This window comes from Blastomonas sp. (assembly GCF_041747255.1).
In the GTDB taxonomy this organism is placed as follows: Bacteria; Pseudomonadota; Alphaproteobacteria; order Sphingomonadales; family Sphingomonadaceae; genus Blastomonas.
In genome coordinates this window covers 1-24,149 of the sequence record NZ_JBGTFM010000510.1, presented here as the reverse complement: position 1 = coordinate 24,149, position 24,149 = coordinate 1, and the positions used below count along the sequence as shown (strand labels likewise).

Below are 24,149 nucleotides of genomic sequence, written 5' to 3'. Positions count from 1 at the left end.
TACGCCGCGCATGAACATGATCGAGGCGATCAACAGCGCCATGGACGTGATGTTGGAGCGCGACCCCAATGTTGTGGTGATGGGCGAGGATGTCGGCTATTTCGGCGGGGTGTTCCGCTGCACCGCTGGTCTGCAGAAAAAGCATGGCAAGACGCGGGTGTTCGATACGCCGATCAGCGAATGTGGCATCGTCGGCGTCGCAGTCGGCATGGGGGCATATGGCATGCGCCCCGTGCCCGAAATCCAGTTCGCCGACTATATCTATCCGGGCATCGACCAGCTGATCTCGGAGGCAGCGCGGCTGCGCTATCGTTCTGCCGGAGAGTTCATCGCGCCGATCACAGTGCGCTCGCCGTTCGGCGGCGGCATCTTCGGCGGGCAGACGCACAGTCAGAGCCCCGAAAGCCTGTTCACCCATGTCTCGGGCCTCAAGACGGTGATCCCCTCCACCCCCTATGACGCCAAGGGCCTGCTGATCTCGGCGATTGAAGACAATGATCCGGTGATCTTCTTTGAACCCAAGCGCATCTACAACGGGCCGTTCACCGGCTATTATGATCGCCCGGTCGAGCCTTGGTCGAAGCACGCCGCGTCCGAAGTTCCCGCAGGCTATTATACCGTGCCGCTGGGCAAGGCGAACATCGTGCGGGCGGGCGAGGCGCTGACCATCCTTGCTTATGGCACGATGGTGCATGTTGCCGATGCTGTGGTGCAGGCGAACGGGATTGACGCGGAGGTCATCGACCTGCGCACGCTGTTGCCGCTCGACATCGAAACCATCGAAGCGTCGGTCAAAAAGACCGGGCGCTGCCTGATCGTGCATGAGGCAACGCGCACCAGCGGCTTTGGCGCAGAACTGTCAGCGCTGGTGCAGGAACGCTGCTTCTATCATCTTGAAGCCCCGGTCGAGCGCGTCACCGGCTTTGACACGCCCTATCCGCACAGCCTTGAATGGGCGTATTTCCCAGGCCCGGTCCGCATCGGCCGCGCCATTGCCAAGATCATGAAGGACTGACCCGCCATGGCCATTTTTACCTTCAACCTGCCCGATATCGGCGAAGGCATTGCCGAGGCGGAAATCGTCGCGATGCACGTCAAGGTGGGTGACCGCGTCGAGGAAGACGCGCGCATCGCCGACATGATGACCGACAAGGCGACGGTCGAGATGGAATCGCCGGTGTCCGGTATCGTCCGCAAGGTCGCGGGCGCAGAGGGCGATGTTATCGCCATTGGCTCGATGCTGGTCGAGATCGAGGTTGAGGGCGAGGTCGCCGATGCCGGGGCCGCACCTGTCACCGATTTCGCGCCAGCGGCTGAAGTGATCGAGGCTGAGACGCCCAAAGCACCGCCGGTTGAACCGGCTGCGGCACCTGCTGCCGTGGCTTCAAAGGCACCGGCTGAAGCTGCGCCGCAGCCCCCGCAGGGGACCGAGCATGCGTCGGACGCCAAGGTGCTGGCATCGCCCGTGGTGCGCCAGCGCGCGCGCGATCTGGGGATTGATCTGGCCAAGGTGCGCCCCGCCGAGGGCGGTCGTATCCGCCATGCGGATCTCGATGCGTTCCTGAACTACGGTGGCACCCGTGCAGGCGCCGGGCGCAAAGCCGATGAGGCTATCCGCGTCATCGGCATGCGCAAGCGGATCGCGCAAAACATGGCTGAGTCCAAGCGCAACATCCCGCATTTCACTTATGTCGACGAGATCGACGTGACGAAAATGGAAGAGATGCGCGCGGAGATGAATGCCAGCCGGGGGGATCGCCCAAAGCTGACCGCGCTGCCGATCATCATCGCTGCCCTGTGCAAGACGCTGCGCGACTTCCCGATGCTCAACGCGCGCTTCGATGACGAGGCGAACGTCGTCACGCGCTTTGGCGCGGTGCATCTGGGCATCGCCACCCAGACTGATGCCGGGTTGATGGTGCCGGTGCTGCGCGGCGCTGAAAGCATGAGCGTGTGGGACATGGCGTCCGAGATTTCGCGGCTGGCAGAAGCCGCACGCAGCGGCAAGGCGAAGAGCGAGGAACTGTCTGGCTCGACGCTGACGCTCACTTCGCTGGGGCCACTGGGCGGGATCGCCACCACCCCTGTGATCAATCGGCCTGAAGTCGCGATCATCGGACCGAACAAGATTGTCGAGCGGCCAATGGTGATCGATGGCGCGGTGGTGATCCGCAAAATGATGAACCTGTCGATTTCGTGCGATCACCGCGTTGTGGATGGGTATGATGCGGCGAGCTTTGTCCAAGCCTTCAAGCGCCGCGTTGAAACGCCGATCTATATTTTTGCGGATTGAGGGGGCCGGGCAATAGCCAGGTCAGCGCACCGTGGCGCGAAAGGCGATACGGCGGGATTCGCCCTGCATCAGCCGATCATCGACCCGCCAGCGCAGATGGGTCACGTCATCGGGATAGGCCGGACGCCAGCCGACACGTGGCTGATAGACCCTGAGGGCGCTCAATTGCCCCCAACTGCGCCCGCCATCGATCGATACCTGCTCTGAGCTGTCCGAGGTTTGCGCCAGCCGGATCGTGCGGGGCAGGGGATTGGTGACCGTAAATCCCTGCACCGGCGCGGAGCCGGTGTTGCGATATTCGACGATGTAGATCAGGTTTTCGCCGGGCTTGACCTGCTGCACCGGTTCCAGCCGGATGCGACGTTCGCCGTTGGGCTGGGCAAACTCGCGTTCGACAAAGACGCTCGCGCTGGTGCGCACGTTGTCTGCTGCCAGTGCCGCCACCGGCGCCACCAAGGCCAACAGGACCAGGCCCCCCCTTAACATGCGTTTCCCCAGATTGCCCCGCCGGAGCTGTCCGGCTGACGGCAGATGTAGGCAAAGGTGACCAAGATATGGTTAACGCACGGGAACGAATAGCTTGGCATAAGCCGATGATGCCGGATTGCGCTGCAATTTATGAGCAGATACAGACATGGGTTCTGACAGCCGAATGCAACAAGGCGAACCGCCCGATGTCGATGCCGCCGATTGATAGCGACCCTGTGGAAGAGCTGCGGCGCGACCGGCTGCTGGCATCGCTGGCGCTCATCGCCGGGGTGGCGCTGTTCCTTGCCTTTCCGTTTGCGATGCGTGCCGGTTCGGAGTTTTTCCTGCCGCTGGCGGTGGCCATCGTGTTGTCGATTGCGCTGGTGCCTGCGCTTGAATGGATGGAGCGGCGGGGGCTGCCCTCGGGTGTGGCAGCGTTGCTCTGCATCATCCTGTTTCTGGTATTGGCCAACGGCGCGCTGGCAGTGATCGTGGTTCCCGCGACCGACTGGTTTTTGCTGCTGCCCGAGCGGCTGCCCAAGATCATGGAAAACCTGGCACCGCTGATCGATCTATATGCTGACCTGCAAAAGTTCGTCGATGATACCACCCGGCTGATCAGCACAGGCCCGATGGCCGAGGTGCAGCGGGCTGCGGTAGGATCGCCGGAATCGGTGCTCGACCTGTTTGCCAGTGCGGCCCCTGGGGTGGCGCTGCAAATGGCGTTTGTCGTGTTGCTGATCTTCTTCTTCCTCGCCGGCTGGACCAAATTGCGCGAAAATGCGATCAACAGCCGGGGCAGCTTTACCGGGGCGATGGCAACCGCGCGGGTCATCCAGAACGTGGTGTCGGCGACCTCCGCCTATCTCACCACCATCACCATCATCAACCTGATGCTCGGCATATCGGTGGGTGTGGTGGTGTGGCTGCTCGGCATGGATTCGCCCGCGATGTGGGGCGGCATCGTCGCGCTGCTGAATTTTGTGCCCTATCTTGGGCCCGTGCTGGCGGCGGTGCTGCTGGCGCTTGGCGGATTGATGACCTTCGGCGATTTGTGGACTGCGCTGATCCCGGCGAGCGTGCAGATCGTCTTCCACTTCGTTGAGGCCAATCTGATCACGCCGGCGGTGCTGGGGCGCAGGCTGACGATGAACCCTTTGCTGATCCTCGTCTCGCTGAGCTATTGGGCGTGGGTGTGGGGCACCACCGGCGCGCTGCTCGCGGTGCCCTTGCTGATCATCATCCAGACGGTGGTGTCGGCGGCGGGCAAGCCGGATATCGCCGGGTTCCTGTTTGAATCGGGCACGCTGACCCGGCATCCGCAGCCGCGTGATCCGCCACCGGGCCAGACGCCAAAACCGGTCGAGGTGAAAAGTTCAAACACCGGTTGACAGGTGCACAGGTCAATTCTATCAGCCGCGCTCCAACGCACTGCGGGTGTAGCTCAGTTGGTTAGAGCGCCGGCCTGTCACGCCGGAGGTCGCGGGTTCGAGCCCCGTCACTCGCGCCACTTTCTGCGGATACATCCGCGAGATAATGGTCACCTGCAGGCGTTGGGATATCTCACAGATCAGCGAGCAAGATCAAGCACGCCAGTTGCCGGTCTCCATCCAGATCATCAGCGGCCGCATCGGTGCGATCCAGATGATCCCGGCGATGCCGTAGACCACCGTCTGCGCGGCGATATGCCAGTTGCCGATAACGCCCGAAAAGCTGGCCACCAGTACAGCCCATAAAGTGATAATTGCCAAGATGGCAAATATGCCCACAGGTTTGCGCAAAGTCGGCTTCATAACTTGTCCTGGTCCTCGCGGAGAAAAAACCGCTGTTCGGTGATCACGGCATGCATCGGACTATCATGGGGTGCGACCGGCACGGCTTCAACCTTTTGCACGCTCCACGCCAGTCCGATCCGCCGCGTGGACGGATGCCCGGCGATATAGCGGTCATAATGCCCGCCGCCTTGGCCGAGCCGCTGGCACATCGCATCAAACGCAAGCAGCGGCATCACCAGCGCCTGTGGCTGTGCATCGGGCATCGCTGCGCTTGGCTGCAACCCCCAGGGGCCGGGGACGAGCGTGTCTTCGCTGCCCGACCATAATTTGAACGCCATCGGCTGTGTGCGTGAGTGAAACCACGGCAGCGCGATGAACCGGCCCTGATCAAGCAGAAAGCGTGCGAGGCCGGCCGTGGGGGCTTCGCCGTCCATCGCGCAATACAGGCCGACAGTCTCGGTCTGCCCGAGCAATAGCGGCTCGGCAATGCGCGGCGGGCGGGAGAACACCAAAGCGCGGTGCGATAAGGGGATCGCCTGCCAGTGCGCCTTTCGCGCCGCGCGCATCGTCTTGCGCAGGGCACGCTTTTGATCGGGTATGCTGGTCATAACGCGAAAAGGTTGGAACCGCCTTGGCCGTTTGCTGGAATATCCTCTGACGCCAGTAACGTCAGGTGGGCGCCGTGTGCCCTTAGCCGGAGCCAGGACAGGGACAGCTCCCTTGGTAGATGTATCGCCTCAGGGATGTTCTCTGCAGCTCGTACCAGGCAGTCCCAATGTTTAATCTAAGCCGGATGCGGGCCCTTCTCAAGGGCCGTTGCAAGATTTTCAAGCCGTTCGGTCAGGCGCTCGATCGCGCGCGCCGCCAGATCATCGTAATTGTCGGTGACCATTAGCTCACCCTGCTGCGGCGCTGGTGTCGACTGGACGGCATCGCTGGCAGGCGCATTGGCCCGCGCGTCGATGGTTTCGGAAAGCTCATCGGCCAGGACGAGCCCGGCAAACAGCAGCGCGCGCGTCTCGGTCAGGCTGGTGGCATTGGGCGCCGCCTTGCGCGCGGCGGTGTCGAGCATGGTGCCGAGCCGCGCCAGATGCTGCTCCTCTCCGGGTTGGCAGGTGACCGTGAACTGGCGTCCGGCAATGGCGAGGCGGATGTCTGGCATGGCAGGCGCTAGCTCTGGCTGGCCAGCAGCGCGTCGATATCGCTGAGCGTCCGGGCTGCCGCGACTTTCAGCTGATCGTGCCGCGTCACCAGCGCCGCGTGATCGGCAGCGACAGGCGTGTCGGACGACGGCCCTGCAGTTGCGTTTGCCTGCAGCGCTTCAATCTTGGTCAAAGCTCGCTCCATTTGGGCAATAGCAAGGATAAGTCGTTCATTTGCCATGATATGACAGTAGCATGAAATCACATGAGCGCAAGAATGTGCACACGCTACAGGCTTGCGGAACTTGACGCGATGCACCGTGGCCACCAAAGGGTGAGCCCGCAGGCGACTCGCCGTCGGCATTTTAAGGCTGGCTGGCACGTTTTGCCCGGTCGCCTTGCGGATGATGTTTTGACCTGAAGCTGAAAGTGCGCGGCAATGACGGTGGTTTTTGAGGATCTTGCCAACGCAATCCGCGTGCTGGCGATGGATGCTGTAGAGGCGGCCAACAGCGGCCACCCCGGCATGCCGATGGGCATGGCGGATGTCGCGACCGTGTTGTTTGGCGACTATCTCAAGTTCGACGCATCAGCCCCCGATTGGGCGGACCGCGACCGGTTCGTGCTGTCGGCAGGCCATGGCTCGATGTTGTTGTATTCGGTGCTGCACCTTACCGGCTATGCGCGCCCGACCATCGAGGACATCCGCAATTTCCGCCAGCTGCACAGCCCGTGCGCCGGGCATCCTGAGAATTTTGAGCTGCCAGGCGTAGAGAGCACCACCGGTCCGCTGGGTCAGGGGCTGGCGATGGCGGTAGGCATGGCGATGGCTGAGCGGCATCTAAATGCGCAGTTCGGCGATGCGCTGGTCGATCACCGCACCTGGGTGGTCGCAGGCGACGGCTGCCTGATGGAAGGTATCAACCATGAGGCGATCGGGCTCGCCGGGCATCTCGGCCTCGGGCGGCTGAATGTGCTATGGGACGACAACAAGATCACCATCGATGGCGCGACCAACCTGTCGACCAGCGAAGACATTCGCGCACGATATCGCGCCACCGGCTGGCATGTGGTTGATTGCGACGGGCATGACCCGGCTTCGATCCGTGCGGCGCTTGATGGAGCTTTGGCCGATCCGCGCCCGTCGCTGATTGCCTGTGCCACCATCATCGGCAAGGGCGCGCCCAACAAGCAGGGCACATCGGCGACGCACGGTGCAGCGCTTGGAGCGGCAGAGGTGGACGCGGTCAGGACCCAGCTTGGGTGGAAGCACGCGCCATTCGTGGTGCCCGACGACATCCGCGCCGTGTGGCAGGGCTTTGGCGCACGCGGTGCCGAGGCGCATGCTGACTGGCGTGCACGGCTGGCAGCGTCCGACAAGCGCGCCGAACTGACGCGGCGTATGGCGGGGGATCTGCCCTCAGGTTTCAGCTTGTCGCAGCACATCGCCGGGCTGCTCGCCGAACCGCAAAAGGTCGCCACCCGCAAGGCATCGGAACTGGCGCTGGGTGCGATCAATCCGCGTCTGCCCGAGACCGTTGGTGGGTCGGCCGATCTGACCGGATCGAACAACACCAAGACGGCGGGGCTGGGCGTGATGAGCGCTGACAATCCCGGCGGGCGTTACGTCTATTATGGTATTCGTGAATTCGGCATGGCCGCCGCGATGAACGGCATGGCGTTGCACGGCGGCGTCATTCCCTATGGCGGCACGTTTCTGGTGTTCACCGATTATTGCCGCGCCGCAATCCGCCTGTCGGCGCTGCAGCGGCAGCGGGTGATCTATGTAATGACCCATGACAGCATTGGCCTTGGCGAAGATGGCCCGACCCATCAGCCGGTCGAGCATGTCATGAGCCTGCGGATGATGCCCAACCTGCTGGTGTTCCGTCCTGCCGATGCGGTGGAAACCGCTGAATGCTGGGAATTGGCGCTGCAGGCGAAAACGAGCCCCAGCGTGCTTGCACTCACCCGTCAGAACCTGCCGCAATTCCGGCGCAGCGAAGCCGATAGCAATGCATGCGCGCGCGGTGCCTATCGCATCAAGGCAGCGGGCAACCGGCGGCAGGTCGTGCTGATTGGCACCGGATCAGAGGTATCGCTCGCGCTCGGCGTCGCCGATGCGCTTGAAGCTGCCGGGGTTGGCGCGGACGTTGTATCGATGCCATGCTGGTCGCTGTTCGATGCGCAGCCTGACAGCTACCGCGCTGATCTGTTGCCGGCCGATATGATGAAAGTCTCGCTTGAGGCGGGGGTCACCTTCGGCTGGGACCGCTATGTTGGCGCAGACGGCCTGCGCTTTGGCATCGACAGCTTTGGCGCATCGGCGCCGATTGATGCGCTGTTCGATCATTTTGGCCTCACCGTCGACAAGATCGCCCCTGTGGTGCAAGCCGCACTCGCCGAACGCTAAGCTAATCAGACAATTTTCTCAGGAGAAGGCTTCATGACCGTCAAAGTTGCAATCAATGGGTTTGGCCGCATCGGTCGTCTCGTGGCGCGTGCGCTGCTTGAGCGCACCGATCACGATCTTGAACTGGTTGCGATCAACGATCTGGCCGATGCCAAGTCCAATGCGCTGCTGTTCAAGCGTGACAGTGTTCATGGGCCTTTCCCCGGCACGGTCGAGGCGGTTGGTGATACCATCGTCGTCAACGGCAGGGCGATCAGGGTGACCGCAGAGCGCGACCCGGCCAAGCTGCCGCACGCTGCGCTTGGCGTTGATATTGCGCTGGAATGCACGGGCTTTTTCGCTGACAAGGAAAAGGCGAGTGCGCATCTCACCGCCGGTGCCAAGCGGGTGCTGATCTCGGCACCTGCGGGCGGCGCGGACAAGACCATCGTGTTCGGCGTCAACCATGACGTGCTGACCGCCGATGATGTCGTCGTCTCCAATGCCAGCTGCACGACCAACTGCCTCGCGCCGGTGGCCAAGGTCTTGAATGACCTCGTCGGCATTGAGCGCGGGCTGATGACCACGATCCACAGCTACACCAACGACCAGAAGATCCTCGACCAGATTCATGGTGACATGCGCCGCGCGCGCGCTGCTGCGATGTCGATGATCCCCACCACCACGGGCGCGGCGCGTGCGGTTGGCCTCGTATTGCCCGAACTGAAGGGCAAGCTCGACGGATCGGCGATCCGCGTGCCGACCCCCAATGTCAGCCTTGTTGACCTGACTTTCACGCCCGGCCGCGACACCAGTGTCGAGGAAATCAACGGCGCGCTGAAAGCCGCGTCCGAGGGCGCTTTGAAGGGCGTGCTCGCCTATACCGATGAGCCGCTGGTCTCGATCGATTTCAACCATGACCCGGCCAGCTCGACCATCGACAGCCTGGAAACCGCGGTGATCGACGGCAAGCTGGTGCGCGTGGTCAGCTGGTATGACAATGAATGGGGATTTTCCAACCGCATGGTCGATACCGCAGGCGTGATGGCGGGCCTGCTGTAAGCCAGCAAAGGAAGGGTGGCTGCGATGTTCAAGACCATCGATGATCTGCTCGCTGATCCGCACGGGATTGCGGGCAAGCCGGTGCTGGTCCGCGAAGACCTGAACGTGCCGATGCACGACGGTGTGGTGTCTGACGATACCCGCCTGCTTGCAGCCATGCCAACCCTGGCCGAGCTCGCAGATCATGGTGCCAAGGTGCTGGTGCTCGCGCATTTCGGGCGGCCCGATGGCAAGGTTGATCCGGCGCTGTCGCTGCAGCCGATGGCTGGCGCTCTGGCGTCGGTGATGGGCCGCCATGTCGGGTTTCTTGGCGCGCCTGACCGGCATGCCGTGGATATTCTCGAGCCGGGCAGCATCACCGTGCTGGAGAATACGCGCTTTTACCCCGGCGAAAAGACCAACGACCCGGCACTCGCCAAGCAGATGGCAAGCCTGGCCGACTTTTACGTCAACGATGCCTTTTCAGCGGCGCACCGCGCGCATGTCAGCACTGAAGGGCTCGCGCATCTGCTCCCGGCGTTTGCGGGCCGCGCGATGGAGGCGGAGCTCAAGGCGCTTGAGATCGCACTGGACCAGCCCGAGCATCCGGTGGCCGCCGTGGTTGGCGGGTCAAAGGTGTCGTCCAAGCTCGATGTGCTCACCCATCTGGTCGGCAAGGTCGATCATCTGATCATCGGCGGCGGCATGGCCAACACATTTCTGGCGGCGCGCGGTGTGGATGTCGGCACATCATTGTGCGAGCATGATCTGGCCGAGACCGCCAACGCGATCCTCGATGCGGCGGACAAGGCCAATTGCACCGTGCATCTTCCTTATGATGTCGTCGTGGCAAAGACATTCGCCGCGCATGCCGACCATCGCACCGTCAACGTGCACGAGGTCGCTGCCGACGAGATGATCCTCGATATCGGCGATGCAGCGGTCGAGGCGCTGTCCGATGTGCTCAAGACCTGCCGCACGCTCGTTTGGAACGGTCCGCTGGGCGCATTCGAATATCCGCCGTTCGACAGGGCAACGGTGGCGCTGGCACGCACCGCAGCGGCGCTGACGCGTGAGGGCACATTGGTGTCGGTCGCAGGCGGCGGTGATACCGTGGCTGCGCTCAACCACGCCGGTGTGGGTGATGATTTTTCTTATGTTTCAACCGCTGGCGGCGCTTTCCTTGAATGGATGGAAGGCATCGAATTGCCCGGCGTCAAGGCGCTGCACCGCTGAGCATGGCGGACGTGCCGCCTTCTGACGGTCGCGCCGAGGTCACAGGCCTGTTTGCCACCCCGCTGATCCGTCACCGGATGCCCAATGCTGCCGCGCTGAACGCGGCGCTTGCGCAGGCGATCTGCGAACGACGGTCGGGCGACACCGGCATCCAGCGCTCCAATGCGGGTGGCTGGCATTCGGATACGCGTTTGTTCGAATGGGCGGGAGAAGCCTCGCACGAACTCGCGCGCGCCGTCATCACCCTTGCCGATGCGCATACGCAGGATGTGCGCGCGGAGGCGCTGGGTCGGCGCGGCTGGTTGCTTGAGGGTTGGGCGAACATCAACGGGCAGGGCGCCGCCAATGTTCAGCACAGCCATGGCGCGACCTATTGGGCGGCGGTTTATTTCGTTCAGGCAGAGGCCGACGGCGGCGGCAGGCTGCGGCTGCACGACCCGCGTCTGCCCGCGCTCGATATGCACGCGCCCGATTTGCGCTTTGCCGATTGCCAGCCCGAACAGCTCCACGAAATCGTCCCCGAACCCGGTCTGCTGGTGATGTTTCCCGGCTGGCTTGGCCATTCGGTCACCAGCTGGCATGGCGAGTCAGAGCGGATTTCCATCGCGATCAACCTGACCGCGAGGCCGCGCCAGCCCGCACGTTGACGCCGCAGCACAAGGCGCTTGCCGATATCCCGCCGCAGCGATAGGGGACGCGTCAGATGACCCGCCAGATGCCCAAGAGGCCAGATGTTCACGAGGATTGCATGACCGACACCAACGTTTTCAACCAGATGCTCGCCAAGATCGAAACCGGCGCAGGCTTTATCGCCGCGCTCGACCAGAGCGGCGGATCGACCCCCAAGGCACTCGCTGGCTATGGCATTGATCAGGGTGCATGGTCGGACGATGAAGAAATGTTCGCGCTGATCCACGCGATGCGCAGCCGCATCGTTACCTCGCCCTGCTTCAGCGGCGAAAAGGTGATCGGCGCGATCCTGTTTGAACGCACGATGGACGGCCAAGCCGATGGCAAGCCAGTGCCCCAGCTGCTGTGGGAGCGCGGCGTGGTCCCGTTCCTCAAGGTTGACAAGGGTCTGGAAGATGAGGCCGACGGCGTGCAGCTGATGAAATCCATCGCGGGTTTGGATACGCTGCTGGACCGCGCCAGGGCGCTTGGCATTTTCGGCACAAAGATGCGCTCGGTCATCAATTCAGCATCGGCGGGCGGCATCAGGGCCATTGTCGAGCAGCAGTTTGCCGTCGCCAACCAGATTATCGATCATGGCCTTGTGCCGATCATCGAGCCGGAAGTGTCGATCAAGAGCGAGACGCGCGCCGAATGCGACGCCATCCTGCTTGCCGAGCTTAAAAAAGCGCTCGATGCGCTTTCCGAAGGCCGCCGTGTCATGCTCAAGCTGTCGCTGCCTGCGCAGGCCGGATTGTTTGCTGATCTGGTGGCGCACCCCGCCGTGATCCGCGTTGTCGCATTGTCGGGCGGCTTCAGCCGCGCCGATGCCTGCGTGGAACTCGCCAAGAATCAAGGCGTGATCGCCAGCTTCTCGCGCGCACTGCTCAATGATCTCAATCACCACATGAGCGATGAGGAATTCAACAGTTCGCTTGATGAGGCGATCGGGGAGATTCACGCAGCATCCGTTGCCTGACTCAAAACCTTGGGTAATGACGGGTCTGGCACCATTACAATTTAGTACCTTTGCGCTGCTTGTCATGCTGGTGCCGTACTGCGATTAAAATCGCTGAAATAACCGCAGGAACACGAGATGCAGTCACGCAAGGTGGTGTTAGGTCTGTTGGCAAGCCTCGCTGTGGGTTGTGGGAGTGATGCACCGCCAACCCCGTCCTCGCCGCCGGTCAGCGTTGCGCCGATGCCTCCACCTGCTCCAGCCCCGGCCCCGACACCAGCACCGCCCCCGGCACCGCCGGCAGTCGCGCGCGAAATCGCACCTGCCGTCACTGATTTTGCAATCGACAGCAACCTGTCGCCGCATTTTGTCATCAACCCCGATCCGGCGGTGGCGGCTCGCGGCAAATTGTTCGTCATGCTTCCCGGCACTGGCGCCGTGCCCCGCACATATCGTCTGATCGTGCGAACAGCAGCAGAACGCGGTTACCACGCAATCGGCCTCACCTATCCCAATGACGATGCGGTTGCGACGCTGTGCTCGGGCTCTACCGACCCGGAATGCGCAGGCAATGTGCGCCAGGAGATATTGACCGGCGCAAACAGCAGCAGTTCGGTCAGTGTCAATTCTGCAAATTCAATTACCGGGCGGCTGGTGTCGCTGCTCCGCCATTTGGCACTCAATTTCCCGAATGAAGGTTGGGGTCAATATTTGAGCGGTTCATCGCTAAACTGGGCGCTGATCACCGTTGGTGGGCATTCGCAGGGATCGGGCCATGCCGCGTTTATCGGCAAGACCGTGACGGTAGACCGGGTGGCGATGTTTTCCGGTCCCGCCGATCCCGGGCCGGGCGCTGATGGCCTGGCGCTATGGATGGCACGACCCGGAATGACCCCTGCGTCGCGCCATTACGGCCTCACCCACACCGCCGACCCTCTTGTTTTCTTGAGCCAGGTGCGCGCCGGGTGGCGGCAGATCGGACTGGATGGATTTGGTGTGCTGGTCTCGGTCGATGGCGGCACGCCGCCTTTCGGCAACACCCGCCAGCTATCGACCAGCGCACCGCCCAACCCAATTCCGGCCGGCATCACGATCGCGCCTGCGCACGGCTCACCGGTGGCCGATGCGGTGACGCCGATCGACGCCTCGGGCCAACCGCTGTACCGGCCCGTCTGGGTTTACATGGCGTTTCCATAATGGCCTCGCGAAGCTGGTGACATTGTCGGCGCTGCCGCATAAGGAGGCGGGATGACAACGACTTCGCATCCTGAGGCACGAAATCCGTGCCAACTTTATCTGATTTCACCGCTGGATGTGGGCGGAGACTTCCCCGAGCGGCTGCGCGCCGCTTTGGCCGGTGGCAAGGTTGCGGCGTTTCAGTTCCGGGTGAAAGGCGTCGATCAGCACGAGGCTGCGCGGCTGGCAGCGCCGTTACAGGCGATCTGCGCCGAGCATGACTGTGCGTTCATCGTCAATGATGATGTCGCGCTGGCCAAGCGGCTGGCTGCGGACGGTGTGCATCTGGGGCAGAGCGATGGTGATCCGCGCGAGGCGCGCGAGGCGCTGGGACGTGAGGCACAGATCGGCGTGACCTGCCATGACAGCCGTCATCTGGCGCTTGAGGCGGGCGATGCCGGGGCGGATTATGTCGCGTTCGGCGCGTTTTATCCCAGCAGCACCAAGGACGCCAAGGCGCAGGCGGACCCCGATATCCTGCATTGGTGGTCATCGCTGATGGAATTGCCGTGTGTCGCGATTGGCGGGATTACGGTGGATAACGCCCGGCCATTGATCGCTGCTGGGGCTGATTTTATTGCGGTCAGCGGCGGTATCTGGGCGCATCCCGAGGGACCTGAAGCGGCGGTGAGGGCTTTTACTGAACTCTGCGCTGAGGAACGCTCAACTGCACACGAGCGATTTATCGCGCGATGATGATGCTTCAGCGCGAATGCGCGCCGCAACGTCGAGCCGGTTCAGATAGGCGAGGAAATCTTCCTCGAACGTCTCGACATCGGGCAGCGGTTCGTTGCGGCACCCCAGCGCGCTGGTGATCGCATTGGGCGCTCTGCCAAAGATCCCGGCAGCGGGTGTTTTCAGGCTGAGCAGCGGCATATCTTTGTTCCAGAATTCCACGTCATGGCAGGGTATAAACACTGGGTATGACATTTACCAGCGATCGTCGTAACATAATAGTAAGGAATGGACGCCGGAGCCCGGTTTCGATCAACGCCCGATCCGGTCCGATCGATGTGGCCCGGTCGGTCGCGCGCTGGCCGTGCCCAAAAACCTTGCCATAATCCGGGCGAGCGCCTAGGGCGCATGTCCAATTCCTGACAATCAAACGGAAACGAGCCTCGCATGAAAATCAGCGGTGTCGATATTCGCCCCGGCAACATTCTGGAACATGAAGGTGGTATCTGGAAGGTCGCCAAGATCCAGCATACCCAGCCCGGCAAGGGCGGCGCGTTCATGCAGGTCGAGATGAAGAACCTCGAGGACGGCCGCAAGACCAATATCCGCTATCGCAGCGCCGATACGGTCGAGAAGGTGCGGCTCGACACCAAGGACTTCCAGTTCCTGTTCGCGGATGGCGATGCGTTCGTGTTCATGGACGAAGAGAATTTTGAGCAGATCACCATCGCCGCCAAGCTGCTGGGTGATGAAGCCGCGTTTCTGCAGGACGGGATGCAGGTCACGCTCGAAATGTATGACGAACGCCCAATCTCGGTGGCATTGCCCGACCAGATCGAAGCGACGATTGTCGAGGCTGATGCGGTGGTGAAGGGGCAGACCGCCTCGTCGAGCTACAAGCCCGCCATCCTCGACAACGGCGTGCGCGTAATGGTGCCGCCGCATATCAGCAGCGGCACGCGCATTGTCGTTGACGTCTACGCCAAGGAATATGTCCGCAAGGCGGATTGATCGGACCCGCCAGACATGCCTGCCATTTCAGCCATCATCCGGGTCATGGAAAGCGCCGCGCGCAAGGCGGGCGGACGCCTGCGCCGCGATTTCGGCGAGGTCGAGCATCTGCAGGTGTCGCAAAAAGGCCCGGCGGACTTCGTGTCCAAGGCTGACCAGCGCGCTGAGCGCATCCTGTATGATGAGCTGTCCAAGGCGCGGCCCGGCTGGGGTTTTCTGCTTGAAGAGGGCGGCGATATTCCGGCGGACGACGGTCGCCCGCGCTTCATCATCGATCCGCTCGACGGCACCAGCAACTTCCTGCACGGTATCCCGCATTTCGCCATTTCAATTGCGGTGCAGGAGCCGACGCTCGACGGCAAGTGCTGGGGCGAGATCAGCGCGGCCATGATCTATCAACCGCTGACCGACGAAAGCTATTGGGCAGAAAAATCGCGCGGTGCCTGGTTGCAGGATCGCCGTCTGCGAGTCTCGGGCAGGCGCAATCTCAACGAGGCTTTGGTCGCAACCGGCATACCCTATATGGGCCATGGTGACATGAGCGAATGGACCCGCATCTTCGGAGCGATTGCGCCAGAAGTAGCCGGTATCCGCCGCTTTGGCGCTGCGTCACTCGATCTCGCCTGGGTGGCCGCGGGGCGTTACGATGGCTTCTGGGAAAGCGGGCTCGAGCCTTGGGACGTGGCCGCGGGCATCCTGCTGGTGCGCGAGGCGGGCAGTTTCGTCACCGACTATCGCGGCGGCGCGCAGCCAATGGAACGTCAGCAGATGCTGGCCGGCAATGACGCGATGCACTCGCGTTTACACAAGCTGTTGGTCGGCGCGTTGCGCTGACCGGGGCGGATCGCGTTCAGTCCTGGTCCAGCACGAAGCGGCGGAAATTCTGCATCTGGTTCAGCCAGACATCTAGATTTTCGCGGAACACGGCGTCGGGAATGCCGCCCTTGTCGGTATCGACATCCATCACCAGCACCGGATCGTCCTCGCTGTCGCGATAGGCGCGCACGAAACGCTTGCCGCTGTTCCAGCTATTGATGTGCTCAAGGCTGAAGCCCTTGCGATCATTGAAGCCGAAATAGAACTGCATCGTTTTGCAAACTTCGTTCTGGTCGTTGCAGTTCATCATCGCGATCACGAACGGCATATTATCATGCGTGCTGCTGATATAAGGCGCTCCGTTGGGCTGGTTCTTGATTTCGCCGGGCAGGCCAAGCGACTTTAGTACATGAAGGACGCTGGCAGGCCGCTCGGCTGCAATTGTCTGTGCCGCCGCAGGGAACGCTCCAACTGTTGCGCCAGCCAGCAGCGTCACCGCCAAAAAAATATTGATATAGGTTTTCATGCTGAGCTTGCCCCCATGTTCCAGCCCGCCGGGCTTTGATGATGCGCCCCAGAGCTCGCAGGCATTTTGGCGCAGAGTTGCACGTGGTGCAACGTGGATCAGCGTTGCTTGCAAGCGCATGGGTGGACCCACAAAAAAGCGCAGGCAGGTGGGTTGCGATAACGCAAATGCGGGCCTAAAGACCGCGCAAGCATCACGCATATCGGGAAACGCGCATGGCTGAATATCTGCCAATCCTGCTGTTCCTTGCGGTCGCGCTGATCCTTTCGGTCGCATTTGTTTTTCTGCCGATGGGTGTATCGAGGCTGACGGGAGCGCATGATCCATCGGTCGCCAAGCTGACCGAATATGAATGCGGTTTCCCCGCGTTCGAAGATTCGCGCAGTCAATTTGATGTCCGCTTTTATCTCGTCGCGATCCTGTTCATCATCTTCGATCTTGAGGTCGCGTTCCTGTTTCCTTGGGCGGTGACCTTCCTTGATTTGGGTTGGGAAGCCTGGGGCGCAATGATGGTATTCTTGGGGATTCTCACGGTGGGCTTTGTCTACGAATGGAAAATGGGAGCACTCGATTGGGAGTAGGGCCTCAGACCGCCGGGTCGCATGCTGGCACCTCAAGGGCGCTCGTGCCCGGCACCGGTACGCTGCCTGATGTCGCATTTCTGAACGATATCAATGCTGAAGTTGCCGACAAAGGCTTTTTGGTCACCACGACCGAAGACCTGTTCCAGTGGGCGCGGACCGGTTCTTTATGGTGGATGACCTTTGGTCTTGCCTGCTGCGCGGTGGAGATGATCCACGTCAGCATGCCGCGCTATGATATGGAGCGCTTTGGCGTCGCGCCGCGCGCCTCTCCGCGCCAGTCTGATGTGATGATCGTTGCGGGTACCTTGTGCAACAAGATGGCGCCCGCGCTGCGCCGTGTGTATGATCAGATGTCGAACCCGAAATATGTGATTTCGATGGGCAGCTGTGCCAATGGCGGCGGTTACTATCATTACAGCTATTCGGTGGTGCGCGGCTGTGACCGGATCGTTCCGGTCGATATTTACGTACCGGGTTGTCCGCCGACCGCTGAGGCATTGCTGTATGGCGTGATGCAGTTGCAGCGCAAGATCCGCCGGGTCGGCACGATTGAGCGATGATTGAGTGAAGGCCGGCTGGGAGGCTGGCTGACGAAGGAATGAAGATGGGACATTCAGCACCACGCTATGCTGTGTTGGAAGGGCTTGGCGATGCGGTGGCCGCAACGCTGGGTGCGCGGCTGATCGCGGTGCGTCAGACACATGACGAATATTGCTTCACCGTGCAGCGCGAGAGCATTGCCGAAGCGCTCGAACTTTTGCGCGACAACCACGACTACCAGCAGTTGGTCGAGATTGCCGGGGTGGATTATCCCGCCCGTGCCGAGCGGTTCGAGATCGTTTATTGTTTGCTGAGCCTCACCAAAAACCATCGCATCAGGGTTGCCTGCACCACCGATGAAAATACGCCTGTGCCGACCGTCACGACATTGTGGCCAGTGGCGGGCTGGCTGGAGCGCGAGGTCTATGACCTTTTTGGCGTGATCTTTGCCGGCAACCCCGATCTGCGCCGTATCCTCACCGACTATGGTTTTCGCGGCCATCCGTTCCGCAAGGACTTTCCGCTCACCGGCTACAGCGAGATGCGCTATTCCGAAGAGCAGGGCCGGGTGGTGTATGAGCCGGTGAAGTTGGCGCAGGATTTTCGTAATTTTGATTTTCTCTCGCCGTGGGAAGGTGCCGATTATCCGCTGCCGGGCGATGAAAAAGCGCCCGATGGCCCGCCGCAAGTCGACATTCCCAAGACTACAGAGAAACAGTCCGACACTGGCGCTGGCAAGCAGGCCAACAAGGAAGCGGCCAAGCCCAGCGACAATGCAGACAAAGGTCCTGACAATAAGGGGGGCAAGGCATGAGTGCCGAGGCGCTTCACGACGATTTGGGCGATAGCCTGGTTGAACAGGATTCGACCGCAGGCGATCTGGAAATCCAGAACTATACGATTAATTTCGGCCCGCAGCACCCGGCAGCGCACGGCGTGTTGCGCATGGTGATGGAGCTTGACGGCGAGATCATCGAGCGGATTGATTGCCACGTCGGCTTGCTGCATCGCGGCACCGAAAAACTGATCGAATACAAGACCTATCTGCAGGCCTTGCCCTATTTCGACCGGCTCGATTACTGCTCGCCACTGGCGCAGGAATACAGCTACGTATTGGCCATCGAGAAGCTGCTCGATCTTGAGGTGCCGATCCGCGCGCAATATTTGCGGGTGTTGATGGCTGAACTCACGCGCATCAAGAACCACATGCTCAATCTGGGTGCGCACGTGATGGATGTCGGGGCAATGACACCCAATCTGTGGCTGTTTGAGCTGCGCGAAGACTGCATGAACTTCTACGAACGCGTATCGGGTGCGCGCATGCATGCGGCATGGTTCCGCCCCGGCGGGGTGCATCAGGATATTCCGCTCAAGGTGTTGACTGACATCGGCGACTGGCTCGACACGCGGTTGCCGCAGCTGTTTGAGGACGCGATGAGCCTGGTTGTGGACAACCGCATCTTCAAACAGCGCAATGTGGATATCGCGGTCGTCTCGCAGGCCGATGCCGTGCGCTGGGGCTTTTCCGGCCCGATGATCCGTGGCGCGGGCATAGCCTGGGATCTGCGCAAGTCGCAGCCATATGACGTCTACGCGCAGATGGAATTCGACGTGCCGGTCGGCACGCGCGGCGATTGCTATGACCGGTTCATGGTCCGCGTTGAAGAGGTGCGGCAATCTGCAAGGATCATCAAACAGTGTCTTGCCAACATGCCCGAAGGCCCGGTTGCAGCGGATGATCGCAAGGTCGTGCCACCGAAGCGCGGCGACATGAAGCAGTCGATGGAAGCGCTGATTCACCACTTCAAGCTGTATACCGAAGGCTTCCACGTGCCCGCTGGCGAGGTCTATGTTGCGACCGAAAGCCCCAAGGGCGAGTTCGGCGTCTATCTGGTCAGCGACGGCACCAACAAGCCCTACCGTTGCAAGATCCGCCCGACCGCATTTTCGCACCTGCAGGCCATGGACTTCATGTGCAAGGGCCACATGCTGTCTGATGCAACGGCGGTTCTTGGCGCCATCGACGTGGTGTTCGGGGAGTGCGACCGGTGATGAACCGTGCCATTGATCGCTGGGACGCGTTTGCAGAGCGATACATGACGGCGATGACCGTGATCGGCGTGCTGTGGATGGTGCTTGGCTGGGCATCGCATGCCCGGTTTATTGAATTGCCCGAATGGCCGCTGTTGACCGGCATGTCGGCAATTGTTGCCGGGGTCGTGTTCAATGCAGCCTGGTGGGGATTCCTGTATCCACGTGTGCAGCGCAGGCGGAAACAGCGGGAAAACTTGGTGAGTCAGCCGGCCTCAACCCAGGTGGAGAGCACACCATGACGGAAAATGTCACCAACGAGCTGATCTATTCGGTCCTGCAGAAGATGCAGGCTGGCATCTCCGAGTTGAAGGGCGACATCATGGACCTCAAAATGCGGGCAAGCGCTGTCGATGAACATCTCGCAGGCATAATAATTTCAGTGTCCGGCCTTAACCATCGTATGGACCGTTTTGATGAGCGATTGGCACGTGTGGAACGTCGCCTTGATCTGACGGACGCCAAATAATGGCTGATGCACCGCATATCCCCGATGAAACCGAAACTCGCGCCCGCTGGGGTGGTTTTGCGTTCACGAGCGAAAACCTTGCCAAGGCGAAAACGTACATCGCGCGCTATCCCGAGGGGCGTCAGCGCTCGGCTGTCATGCCACTGCTCGATCTGGCGCAGCGGCAGGTGGGGGCGGAAACGCAAACCCAGGGCTGGCTGCCGGTGCCGGTGATCGAATATGTCGCGGCCCAGCTCGATCTGCCGTTCATCCGAGCCTATGAGGTCGCGAGCTTTTACACGATGTATAATCTCGCGCCGGTTGGCCGCTTTCATGTGCAGGTCTGCGGCACGACGCCATGCCTGTTGCGCGGCAGCGACGATGTGATGGCCGCGTGCGCCAACAAGGGGCTGGTCAAGGGGAGGACCACCCCCGACGGGCTGTTCACGTTGACCGAGGTCGAGTGCATGGGCAACTGCTCGAATGCGCCGATGGTCCAGATCAACGACGACAATTTCGAAGACCTCGACTATGACAGCACGACGCGCATCCTTGAGGCGCTGGCAGCAGGCGAGAGCCCGAGGCCTGGTACCCAGATTGCCGGACGCAACACCAGCGAGCCGGAAGGTGGCCCGACCACGCTTAAGGCCATGGTCGATGCCAACCACGACTATCGCGGGGAATGGTGATGGCCACACAGTCTGACATTGCGAATCTGACCTTTGAATTGCTTAAAAAAGTTCGGGCAGAACAGCAGGAAATGCGAATGGAGCTGTCTGACATAAAATCGAGGCTCACCGACGTTGAGCAGGGCGTTGCGTCCACGTCGGTTCGGGTGGCTCAAGTTGAAGTCAGTATGGCTGGCGTAAACCGCAGGCTCGATCATGTTGGCGAACGCATCGGTCGTATTGATCGTCGGCTGGAATTGCGCGAGGCGGGTGAGGATTGACATGAGCTCTGATTTTCTCGCTGACAAGGATCGCATCTTCACCAATCTTTACGGGTTCCAGCCATGGAACCTCAAAGAGGCGCAGGCGCGCGGCGATTGGGACAACACCAAGGACCTGATCGCCTGGGGCCAGGACAAGATCATCGAGGAGATGAAGGCATCGGGCCTGCGCGGGCGTGGAGGTGCTGGCTTTCCGACGGGTATGAAGTGGAGCGTCATGCCGAAGGAAAGCAAGGACGGCCGCCCTAGCTTCCTTGTTGTCAACGCCGATGAGTCGGAGCCGGGCAGCTGCAAGGACCGCGAGATCCTGCGCCACGATCCGCACAAGCTGATCGAGGGTGCGTTGATCGCGGGTTTCGCGATGCGCGCGCGCGCCGCCTATATCTATGTGCGCGGCGAATATATTCGCGAAGCCGAGGTTCTTCAGGCTGCAGTAGACGAGGCCTATGCTGCGGGGCTGATCGGCAAGAATGCCGCCAAATCGGGCTATGATTTCGACGTGTTCGTCCATCGCGGCGCAGGCGCCTATATTTGCGGCGAAGAAACCGCGATGATCGAGAGCCTTGAGGGCAAGAAGGGCCAGCCTCGCCTGAAGCCTCCGTTTCCGGCAGGCGCCGGCCTCTATGGTTGCCCGACGACGGTGAACAACGTCGAGTCCATCGCAGTTGTACCAACCATCCTGCGGCGCGGCGCGGCGTGGTTCGCGAGCTTCGGGCGTGAAAACAACAAGGGCACCAAGCTGTTCCAGATCAGCGGCCATGTCGACAAACCTTGCGTGGTCGAGGAAGCGATGAGCATCCCGTTCCGCGAATTGATCGAAAAGCACTGCGGCGGCATTCGTGGCGGCTGGGACAATCTGCTCGCGGTGATCCCGGGCGGATCGTCAGTGCCGCTGGTGCCGGCGGCGCAGATCATCGACGCGCCGATGGATTTCGATGGCTTGAAAGAGGTTGGCTCGGGGCTTGGTACTGCTGCGGTCATCGTCATGGACAAGTCGACTGACATTGTTCAGGCAATCAGCCGCTTGAGCTATTTCTACAAGCATGAAAGCTGCGGCCAGTGCACCCCGTGCCGCGAGGGCACCGGATGGATGTGGCGGGTGATGGAGCGGATGCGCACCGGCGACGCAGACATCAACGAGATCGATACACTTTATGAGGTCACCAAGCAGGTCGAAGGCCACACCATCTGCGCGCTGGGCGATGCAGCGGCCTGGCCGATCCAGGGCCTGATCAAACACTTCCGCCCCGAGATGGAGCGTCGGATCATCGAAAAACAGGGTTCAGGCCCGTTGATGGAGGCTGCGGAATGAAGCACTGTTCGATCAATCTCATCATCGCTTTTTTTGGCGCAACATTGCCCATATCAACATTTGCCGCAGCGCAAACTGCAGGTCCTGTGGAAAGCGAATCGACACCCAAAGCGCGTCAAACCATGCATGCATTTGCTGCATGCGCAGCAGACAACAGCACGGAAAAAGCTTTGAAAACGCTGCAGATGGATTTTCGAACAACGGCCTATCGTTCCGCCCTTCGGACGCTGGCCATCGATAATCGTCAATGTCTTGCTGGCGGCAAGATGCAGTCAGCGGGCATCCTGTTTGCGGCTGGCATGGCCGAAAGGTTGCTGGAAACCCGCTTTGCCCCCGCGCGCGATACGCTGGTCCGCGCCGCTGACAGCGTCGCGCCCGAGCCGCGCAATGCCAGCGATGCACTTGCCATCTGCGTTGTGCGCACCGCGCCTGCAGACGTGGCCGGGCTTTTTGAATCCGATGTTGCGGGCGAGCAGGAAATGGCCATGGCCAAGGCCCTCACCCCGACGGTCAACCGTTGCGCCGGAAGCGGACTGTCGCCGGTCATGAGCACGAGCGGTCTACGTGCAATACTGGCCACCGCAGCGTTGCGCGTGGTCGCTGCTGGCGCTGAACAGGCGGGATAACAACGAATGCCTAAACTCACCGTAGACGGGATCGAGGTCGAGGTGCCGCAGGGCGCGACCGTGTTGCAGGCTTGCGAGGCTGCGGGCAAGGAGATCCCACGTTTCTGTTATCATGAACGGCTGAGCATTGCGGGCAATTGCCGCATGTGTCTGGTCGAGGTGAAGCCGGGGCCGCCCAAGCCGCAGGCGAGCTGCGCGTTGCCCGCAATGGATAACCAGGACATCCGCACCGACAGCGAAATGGTCCAGAAGGCGCGCGAAGGCGTCATGGAGTTTCTGCTGATCAATCACCCGCTCGATTGCCCGATCTGCGATCAGGGCGGCGAGTGCGATCTGCAGGACCAGTCGCTTTTCTATGGCCGTGGCGGTTCGCGCTTTGATGAAAACAAGCGTGCGGTCACCGACAAATACATGGGGCCGATCATCAAGACGGCGATGACGCGCTGCATCCACTGCACCAGGTGCGTGCGTTTTGCCGAGGAAGTCGCGGGGGTTGAGGAGATTGGCTCCATCGGGCGCGGCGAGAACATGCAGATCACCAGCTATCTGGAAAAGGCAGTGACGTCAGAGCTCTCGGGCAATGTCATCGATCTGTGCCCGGTCGGCGCGCTGACCAGCAAGCCTTACGCCTTTGAGGCGCGTCCCTGGGAGCTGAAAAAGACGCTCGGCATCGATGTGATGGATGGTATCGGCACCAACATCCGTTTCGACAGCCGGGGCAGGGAAGTCATGCGCGTGCTCCCGCGCGTCAACGACGATGTGAATGAGGAGTGGGCCAACGACAAGACCCGCTATGCGGTCAATGGTTTGACGCGGCGGCGGCTCGACCGCCCCTATGTGCGCCGCGACGGCAAGCTGGTCGAAGCGAGCTGGGCCGAGGCGTTTGCGGCGATTGCTGCGGTGAACGCCGGTTCGAGTGTGGCGGCAGTTGCCGGCGATCTGCTCGATTGCGAAACGATGTTCGCCGCGCGCGAACTGCTCGCGCAAATGGGCTCGACGCTGATTGAAGGGCGCCAGGCGGGGCTGAACTATGACGTCAGCAACCTTGCTGCGGTCAATTTCAACTCGACGCTGAATGGCATCGAGACAGCGGACGTGATCTTGCTGGTGGGTACCAACCCGCGCTGGGAAGCACCGCTCGCCAACACGCGCATCCGCAAGGCGGTGAAGCATGGCGCCAAGGTTTATGGCATCGGCGATGCAATAGACCTGACCTACAAGGTCGAATGGCTGGGCAACGACATGGGGCTTCTGGCGAACCTGCCAGGTGCAGTTGCAGATGTGCTCAAGGGGGCCAAGCGGCCCGCGTTGATCATGGGCGGCGGCGCGCTCGGCGTGGCTGGAGCGCAGGGCGCGGCGCT

Annotated in this window: 30 protein-coding genes, 1 tRNA gene and 1 other RNA gene; 24 read left to right on the top strand and 8 right to left on the bottom strand. The window is 61.4% G+C overall.

The features are described from left to right. Positions 1 to 10 precede the first annotated feature (10 nt). Entirely contained in the window at positions 11 to 1,015 is a 1,005-nt protein-coding gene (locus tag ACEW8G_RS16930; RefSeq protein WP_373489568.1) for an alpha-ketoacid dehydrogenase subunit beta, read from the top strand. Positions 1,016 to 1,021: 6 nt separating this feature from the next. Then, positions 1,022 to 2,293, top strand: coding sequence for a dihydrolipoamide acetyltransferase family protein (locus ACEW8G_RS16925; RefSeq protein WP_373489561.1), 1,272 nt, complete (start codon positions 1,022 to 1,024; stop codon positions 2,291 to 2,293). Between the two features lie 21 nt (positions 2,294 to 2,314). On the opposite strand, the gene ACEW8G_RS16920 is transcribed toward ACEW8G_RS16925, so the two are convergent. Further along, the gene (locus ACEW8G_RS16920; RefSeq protein WP_373489560.1) at positions 2,315 to 2,779 is read right to left on the bottom strand and encodes a hypothetical protein; all 465 of its coding nucleotides are present in this window, start codon (positions 2,777 to 2,779) and stop codon (positions 2,315 to 2,317) included. A 188-nt stretch (positions 2,780 to 2,967) separates the two neighbouring features. Here ACEW8G_RS16920 and ACEW8G_RS16915 point away from each other — a divergent pair, with 188 nt between their 5' ends. Next, on the top strand, positions 2,968 to 4,152 hold the full coding sequence (locus ACEW8G_RS16915; RefSeq protein ID WP_373489559.1) for an AI-2E family transporter: 1,185 nt from the start codon (positions 2,968 to 2,970) through the stop codon (positions 4,150 to 4,152). A gap of 42 nt (positions 4,153 to 4,194) precedes the next feature. Next, positions 4,195 to 4,271 (top strand) — tRNA-Asp (locus ACEW8G_RS16910). 73 nt (positions 4,272 to 4,344) lie between these two features. Here the strand turns inward: ACEW8G_RS16910 and ACEW8G_RS16905 are convergent. The 5 genes from ACEW8G_RS16905 to ACEW8G_RS16885 form a co-directional block, all read right to left on the bottom strand. Continuing rightward, positions 4,345 to 4,554 (bottom strand): DUF2842 domain-containing protein, encoded by a 210-nt coding sequence (locus ACEW8G_RS16905; RefSeq protein WP_373489558.1) that lies wholly within the window; start codon positions 4,552 to 4,554, stop codon positions 4,345 to 4,347. Next, entirely contained in the window at positions 4,551 to 5,144 is a 594-nt protein-coding gene (locus ACEW8G_RS16900; protein ID WP_373489557.1) for a 5-formyltetrahydrofolate cyclo-ligase, read from the bottom strand. The genes ACEW8G_RS16905 and ACEW8G_RS16900 overlap by 4 nt, the downstream gene beginning before the upstream one ends. 11 nt (positions 5,145 to 5,155) lie before the next feature. Then, positions 5,156 to 5,312, bottom strand: a non-coding RNA gene (gene ssrS, locus ACEW8G_RS16895) — 6S RNA. An 8-nt stretch (positions 5,313 to 5,320) separates the two neighbouring features. Continuing rightward, positions 5,321 to 5,698: a cell division protein ZapA gene (locus ACEW8G_RS16890; RefSeq protein WP_373489556.1), complete on the bottom strand. Its 378-nt coding sequence runs from the start codon at positions 5,696 to 5,698 to the stop codon at positions 5,321 to 5,323. A gap of 8 nt (positions 5,699 to 5,706) precedes the next feature. Further along, the gene (locus ACEW8G_RS16885; protein WP_373489555.1) at positions 5,707 to 5,871 is read right to left on the bottom strand and encodes a hypothetical protein; all 165 of its coding nucleotides are present in this window, start codon (positions 5,869 to 5,871) and stop codon (positions 5,707 to 5,709) included. Positions 5,872 to 6,117: 246 nt separating this feature from the next. Between ACEW8G_RS16885 and tkt the strand changes: the two genes are divergently transcribed. From tkt to thiE, 7 genes are all read left to right on the top strand, one after another. Next, complete coding sequence (gene tkt, locus ACEW8G_RS16880; RefSeq protein ID WP_373489554.1) at positions 6,118 to 8,091, top strand: transketolase; 1,974 nt, start codon at positions 6,118 to 6,120, stop codon at positions 8,089 to 8,091. Between the two features lie 33 nt (positions 8,092 to 8,124). Next, positions 8,125 to 9,132 carry a type I glyceraldehyde-3-phosphate dehydrogenase gene (gene gap, locus ACEW8G_RS16875; protein ID WP_373489553.1) on the top strand — a complete coding sequence of 336 codons (1,008 nt, stop codon included), beginning with the start codon at positions 8,125 to 8,127 and terminating at the stop codon, positions 9,130 to 9,132. A 24-nt stretch (positions 9,133 to 9,156) separates the two neighbouring features. After that, the gene (gene pgk / locus ACEW8G_RS16870; protein ID WP_373489552.1) at positions 9,157 to 10,347 is read left to right on the top strand and encodes a phosphoglycerate kinase; all 1,191 of its coding nucleotides are present in this window, start codon (positions 9,157 to 9,159) and stop codon (positions 10,345 to 10,347) included. Between the two features lie 2 nt (positions 10,348 to 10,349). Continuing rightward, the gene (locus tag ACEW8G_RS16865) at positions 10,350 to 10,994 is read left to right on the top strand and encodes a TIGR02466 family protein (protein ID WP_373489551.1); all 645 of its coding nucleotides are present in this window, start codon (positions 10,350 to 10,352) and stop codon (positions 10,992 to 10,994) included. Positions 10,995 to 11,095: 101 nt separating this feature from the next. Next, positions 11,096 to 11,995, top strand: coding sequence for a fructose bisphosphate aldolase (locus ACEW8G_RS16860; protein ID WP_373489550.1), 900 nt, complete (start codon positions 11,096 to 11,098; stop codon positions 11,993 to 11,995). 117 nt (positions 11,996 to 12,112) lie between these two features. After that, entirely contained in the window at positions 12,113 to 13,171 is a 1,059-nt protein-coding gene (locus ACEW8G_RS16855; protein WP_373489549.1) for a hypothetical protein, read from the top strand. 51 nt (positions 13,172 to 13,222) lie between these two features. After that, complete coding sequence (gene thiE, locus ACEW8G_RS16850) at positions 13,223 to 13,906, top strand: thiamine phosphate synthase (protein WP_373489548.1); 684 nt, start codon at positions 13,223 to 13,225, stop codon at positions 13,904 to 13,906. Here thiE and ACEW8G_RS16845 read toward each other — a convergent pair. Continuing rightward, positions 13,874 to 14,086 (bottom strand): hypothetical protein, encoded by a 213-nt coding sequence (locus ACEW8G_RS16845; protein ID WP_373489547.1) that lies wholly within the window; start codon positions 14,084 to 14,086, stop codon positions 13,874 to 13,876. The two genes, thiE and ACEW8G_RS16845, sit on opposite strands and share 33 nt — an antisense overlap. A gap of 246 nt (positions 14,087 to 14,332) precedes the next feature. Between ACEW8G_RS16845 and efp the strand changes: the two genes are divergently transcribed. Further along, a complete protein-coding gene (gene efp, locus ACEW8G_RS16840; RefSeq protein WP_373489546.1) occupies positions 14,333 to 14,896 on the top strand; it encodes an elongation factor P in 564 nt (187 codons plus the stop codon). Positions 14,897 to 14,911: 15 nt separating this feature from the next. Further along, on the top strand, positions 14,912 to 15,730 hold the full coding sequence (locus tag ACEW8G_RS16835; protein WP_373489545.1) for an inositol monophosphatase: 819 nt from the start codon (positions 14,912 to 14,914) through the stop codon (positions 15,728 to 15,730). A 16-nt stretch (positions 15,731 to 15,746) separates the two neighbouring features. On the opposite strand, the gene ACEW8G_RS16830 is transcribed toward ACEW8G_RS16835, so the two are convergent. Beyond that, positions 15,747 to 16,472 carry a YbjN domain-containing protein gene (locus ACEW8G_RS16830; RefSeq protein WP_373489544.1) on the bottom strand — a complete coding sequence of 242 codons (726 nt, stop codon included), beginning with the start codon at positions 16,470 to 16,472 and terminating at the stop codon, positions 15,747 to 15,749. Here ACEW8G_RS16830 and ndhC point away from each other — a divergent pair. The 11 genes from ndhC to nuoG form a co-directional block, all read left to right on the top strand. Continuing rightward, the gene (gene ndhC, locus ACEW8G_RS16825) at positions 16,454 to 16,819 is read left to right on the top strand and encodes an NADH-quinone oxidoreductase subunit A (protein ID WP_373489543.1); all 366 of its coding nucleotides are present in this window, start codon (positions 16,454 to 16,456) and stop codon (positions 16,817 to 16,819) included. The two genes, ACEW8G_RS16830 and ndhC, sit on opposite strands and share 19 nt — an antisense overlap. A gap of 44 nt (positions 16,820 to 16,863) precedes the next feature. Further along, on the top strand, positions 16,864 to 17,382 hold the full coding sequence (locus ACEW8G_RS16820; RefSeq protein ID WP_373489542.1) for an NADH-quinone oxidoreductase subunit B family protein: 519 nt from the start codon (positions 16,864 to 16,866) through the stop codon (positions 17,380 to 17,382). A gap of 44 nt (positions 17,383 to 17,426) precedes the next feature. After that, positions 17,427 to 18,176 (top strand): NADH-quinone oxidoreductase subunit C, encoded by a 750-nt coding sequence (locus ACEW8G_RS16815; protein WP_373489541.1) that lies wholly within the window; start codon positions 17,427 to 17,429, stop codon positions 18,174 to 18,176. Beyond that, a complete protein-coding gene (locus ACEW8G_RS16810) occupies positions 18,173 to 19,414 on the top strand; it encodes an NADH-quinone oxidoreductase subunit D (protein ID WP_373489540.1) in 1,242 nt (413 codons plus the stop codon). Before ACEW8G_RS16815 ends, ACEW8G_RS16810 begins: the two co-directional genes overlap by 4 nt. Continuing rightward, the gene (locus ACEW8G_RS16805; protein ID WP_373489539.1) at positions 19,411 to 19,695 is read left to right on the top strand and encodes a hypothetical protein; all 285 of its coding nucleotides are present in this window, start codon (positions 19,411 to 19,413) and stop codon (positions 19,693 to 19,695) included. The genes ACEW8G_RS16810 and ACEW8G_RS16805 overlap by 4 nt, the downstream gene beginning before the upstream one ends. Beyond that, complete coding sequence (locus ACEW8G_RS16800; protein ID WP_373489538.1) at positions 19,692 to 19,922, top strand: hypothetical protein; 231 nt, start codon at positions 19,692 to 19,694, stop codon at positions 19,920 to 19,922. The genes ACEW8G_RS16805 and ACEW8G_RS16800 overlap by 4 nt, the downstream gene beginning before the upstream one ends. Further along, a complete protein-coding gene (locus ACEW8G_RS16795; protein WP_373489537.1) occupies positions 19,922 to 20,590 on the top strand; it encodes an NAD(P)H-dependent oxidoreductase subunit E in 669 nt (222 codons plus the stop codon). Before ACEW8G_RS16800 ends, ACEW8G_RS16795 begins: the two co-directional genes overlap by 1 nt. Further along, positions 20,590 to 20,850, top strand: coding sequence for a hypothetical protein (locus ACEW8G_RS16790; protein ID WP_373489536.1), 261 nt, complete (start codon positions 20,590 to 20,592; stop codon positions 20,848 to 20,850). Before ACEW8G_RS16795 ends, ACEW8G_RS16790 begins: the two co-directional genes overlap by 1 nt. A 1-nt stretch (position 20,851) precedes the next feature. Continuing rightward, entirely contained in the window at positions 20,852 to 22,162 is a 1,311-nt protein-coding gene (gene nuoF, locus ACEW8G_RS16785) for an NADH-quinone oxidoreductase subunit NuoF (RefSeq protein WP_373489535.1), read from the top strand. A gap of 185 nt (positions 22,163 to 22,347) precedes the next feature. Further along, a complete protein-coding gene (locus ACEW8G_RS16780; RefSeq protein WP_373489534.1) occupies positions 22,348 to 22,788 on the top strand; it encodes a hypothetical protein in 441 nt (146 codons plus the stop codon). Between the two features lie 6 nt (positions 22,789 to 22,794). After that, on the top strand, positions 22,795 to 24,149 hold a 1,355-nt coding region (gene nuoG / locus ACEW8G_RS16775; RefSeq protein ID WP_373489533.1), incomplete at its 3' end, for an NADH-quinone oxidoreductase subunit NuoG.